Annotated in this window: 4 protein-coding genes; 3 read left to right on the top strand and 1 reads right to left on the bottom strand. The window is 70.1% G+C overall.

The features are described from left to right. Positions 1-248 precede the first annotated feature (248 nt). The gene (ku, locus tag ACY45C_RS05165) at positions 249-1,370 is read left to right on the top strand and encodes a non-homologous end joining protein Ku (protein ID WP_462186502.1); all 1,122 of its coding nucleotides are present in this window, start codon (positions 249-251) and stop codon (positions 1,368-1,370) included. Positions 1,371-1,479: 109 nt separating this feature from the next. Here the strand turns inward: ku and ACY45C_RS05160 are convergent, their stop codons facing one another. Further along, the gene (locus tag ACY45C_RS05160; RefSeq protein WP_462186501.1) at positions 1,480-1,653 is read right to left on the bottom strand and encodes a CsbD family protein; all 174 of its coding nucleotides are present in this window, start codon (positions 1,651-1,653) and stop codon (positions 1,480-1,482) included. A 222-nt stretch (positions 1,654-1,875) separates the two neighbouring features. On the opposite strand from ACY45C_RS05160, the gene moeZ reads away from it, so the two are divergent. Then, a complete protein-coding gene (moeZ, locus tag ACY45C_RS05155) occupies positions 1,876-3,048 on the top strand; it encodes an adenylyltransferase/sulfurtransferase MoeZ (protein WP_462186500.1) in 1,173 nt (390 codons plus the stop codon). 155 nt (positions 3,049-3,203) lie between these two features. Beyond that, complete coding sequence (locus ACY45C_RS05150; RefSeq protein WP_462186499.1) at positions 3,204-3,470, top strand: MGMT family protein; 267 nt, start codon at positions 3,204-3,206, stop codon at positions 3,468-3,470. The last annotated feature ends 50 nt before the right edge of the window (positions 3,471-3,520 follow it).

Raw genomic sequence — 3,520 nt, 5'->3', positions numbered from 1 at the left:
ATCCCACTCCCGGCTCCCGCGCCGTTCCCGGCTCCGTGCCCCGCTCGCACCAGGCTTCCCGTCCTGGGTACGTTCCGCCCTCCTGCACATATATCCCCCGCCGGCCATCGGTGTTCTCCGGCGTGTCTCCAGGGCGGCTGGTGCCCTGGAGATTTTCGCCTGCTGATAGGTTCAAGCTTTTCGCCTGTCTGGCTTACTCGTGGGCTTCCGGTGGGACACCATAGGGGTACGTGACGTGAGGGGCGAACATGCGTGCGACCTGGAAGGGCGTGATCTCCTTCGGCCTGGTGTCCATCCCGGTGAGGCTCTACTCGGCGACCCAGGAACGGGATGTCGCGTTTCACCAGGTTAGACGGTCAGATGGGTCTCGTATCCGATACCGGAGAGTGGCGGAGGCCGACGGGGACGAGGTCAACTACGCCGACATTGCCAAGGGCTACGAGCTGCCGGACGGGGAGACCGTCGTACTCACCGACGAGGACTTCGCGAATCTCCCGCTGTCCACCTCCCGGGCGATCGACGTGCTGGAGTTCGTCCCGTTGGAGCAGGTCGACCCGATCTACTTCGCGAAGAGCTACTACGTCGAGCCCGACCGCACCGGCGCCAAACCCTACGTTCTCCTTCGCGACGCGCTGGCCGCCTCGGGCCGTGTCGCGCTGGTGAAGATAGCCCTGCGGCAACGCGAGCAGCTCGCGACGCTCCGGGTGCGTGGCGGCGTCTTCGTCCTGGAGACCATGGTCTGGCCGGACGAGGTGCGGCAACCGGACTTTCCGTTCCTCGAGGAGGACATCGCGGTGCGCCCGCAGGAGCTGTCGGTGGCCGCCTCGCTCATCCACACCCTGGCAGCCGACTTCGACCCCACCAGGTACACCGACAACTACCGTGAGGCCCTGCAGGCCGTGATCGACGCGAAGGTCGCCGGTCGCGAGGTTGTGGCCTCGCCGGGCGGGCTGGCCGGCGAGCCGGTCGGCGACCTCATGGCGGCGCTGCGCGCGAGCATCGCCGCCGCCCGCGCCGGACGGCCCGGCGAAGCGGCTGTGGCTGGTGGTGCGGCCGTGGCAGGTGGTGACGCGGGGCCCGCGGCGGCCGGGGTTACCGACAAGGCGGCGGCCGGGGTCACCGGCAGGGTACCCGACGACAAGGGGCCCGATGGGCGGCGGGGCGGCCGTACCTCTTCGGTCAAGGATGCCTCGTCGGCCCCGGGCACGAGGTCGACCGCCCGGAAGACGCCGTCCTCGACGAAGAGCACCGCGAAGACGAACGCCACGAAGACGCCGCCCGCCAAGACCTCCGCGGCCAAGACCACCTCCTCGAGGACGGCCTCAAGGACGCCGACCTCGAAGACGCCCCCGACGCGGCGATCCGCCTGAGGACCTGAGGAGCGGCCCCGGCGCGGGAGCCGGGGGCAGGTGGCGGCGGGGAACAGGTCCGTTAGGTGCCGTGGGGCTGGTTGCCGTGGGGCCGGTGGGTACCGGGCGGTCAGCGACGGAAGGCGTCCTTCGCCTTCTCCCCGGCGTTCTTGAGGTCGGCGACGCCGCGTTCTCCCCGGCCCTCCGCCTGCAGGTCCCGGTTCTCGGTGGCCTTGCCGGCCTGTTCCTTGGTCCGCCCGCGGAGCTCCTGCACCTTGTTCCTGACCTTGTCAGTGAAGGACACTGCACTCAACTCCTCCCTGTATGTGCGGCGGTTCGGAAGAGGTCTACCCGTGGCGGCCGAGGGAACACTCCGGGGACGCCGTGCGCTGTACTGAAGGGCTGACCGTCGCGATGCCCGATATGCACCCGCGATGAGGGACCTCCCGGCGGATGGCCCAAAACCGGCGAGGCCGCGTCGCGCTGTGGCATCGTCGAAGGACGACACCGAACGCGAGGAGCAAGCGTGTCCCTTCCGCCCCTGGTCAACCCCGCCGAGGGGCTGACCGTCGATGAGATCCGCCGGTACTCTCGACATCTGATCATTCCGGATGTCGCCGTGGACGGCCAGAAGCGGCTGAAGAACGCCAGGGTGCTGGCGGTCGGTGCCGGTGGCCTCGGCTCGCCGACGCTGATGTACCTGGCCGCCGCCGGCGTCGGGACGCTGGGCATCGTCGAGTTCGACACCGTCGACGAGTCGAATCTGCAGCGTCAGATCATCCACGGCCAGTCCGACGTCGGCCGCTCGAAGGCGGAGTCGGCCCGCGACTCGGTTCGCAACATCAACCCGTACGTGAACGTCGTCCTGCACGAGACCCGGCTGGACGCCTCCAACGTCATGGAGATCTTCAGCGGGTACGACCTCATCGTCGACGGCACGGACAACTTTGCCACCCGCTACCTGGTCAACGACGCCGCGGTGCTGCTCGGCAAGCCCTACGTCTGGGGTTCGATCTACCGCTTCGACGGCCAGGCCAGCGTCTTCTGGGCTAAGCACGGACCGTGCTACCGCTGCCTCTACCCGGAGCCGCCGCCTCCCGGCATGGTCCCCTCCTGCGCCGAGGGCGGGGTGCTGGGTGTGCTGTGCGCCTCCATCGCCTCCATCCAGACCACCGAGGCCATCAAGGTGCTGACCGGGATCGGTGATCCGCTGGTCGGTCGGCTGATGGTGTATGACGCCCTGGAGATGACCTATCGGTCGATCAAGGTCCGCAAGGACCCGGAGTGCCCGTTGTGCGGGAAGAATCCGTCGATCACCGAGCTGATCGACTACGAGGCGTTCTGCGGGGCGGTCTCGGAAGAGGCGCAGTTGGCCGCCGCCGGCTCGACGATCACCGCGGGCGAGCTCAAGAGCTGGCTGGACGCCGACGAGCCGATCGAGCTCGTCGACGTCCGTGAGCCGGCCGAGTGGGAGATCGTCCGGATCCCCGGCGCGCGCCTGATCCCCAAGGGGGACCTGCCCGCGCATCTCTCCGAACTGCCGCAGGACCGTCGGGTGGTCGTCTACTGCAAATCCGGGGTGCGCTCGGCCGACGCGCTCGCCACGCTGAAGGGCGCCGGCTTCTCCTCGGCCGTGCACGTCCAGGGTGGCGTGACCGCGTGGGCGACCCAGGTCGACAAGTCGCTGCCGGTCTACTGAGCGCCGGACGAGCCACGGAGCCTGGATGAGCCACGGGGAGCCTGGATGAGCGGGCCCGGCGTGACGCGCCGCCGGCGAGCCTCTCCGCCGGGCTCGGTACCCGGATCTCGCTCGGCGGCGCGCCGGGTCCGCACGCCCTCGAGGTGCTGGACGCGGTGGCGCGCATCCCGCCGGGCAAGGTGATGACCTACGGTGACGTGGCCGAGTACGTCGGCGCCGGGTCGGGGCGCACGGTCGGAGCCGTGCTGTCCCGATTCGGCGACGAGGTGCCCTGGCACCGGGTGATCCGGGCGACCGGGGAACCGAACCCGGCCGCACCGGTCGAGGCCCTGCGCCGGCTCGTCGCCGACCGGACGCCGCTGCGCCCCGGAGGCGACCGGGTCGATCTCGCCGCGGCCCGGTGGGACGGTTCTCCGGCCTGACCGCCCGCGGGCCCGGTCAGCGGGCGGCCATGCCGCCGTCGGCCAGATAG

It is taken from the genome of Frankia sp. CcWB2 (genome assembly GCF_977927585.1).
The sequence above is the reverse complement of the archived record's forward strand: the minus strand, read 5'-3'. Positions and strand labels throughout refer to the sequence as shown.

Bases quoted from the DNA above. Each gene is read 5' to 3' on its own strand.
- ku (WP_462186502.1), top strand. From the start codon at position 249: ATGCGTGCGACCTGGAAGGGCGTGATCTCCTTCGGCCTGGTGTCCATC.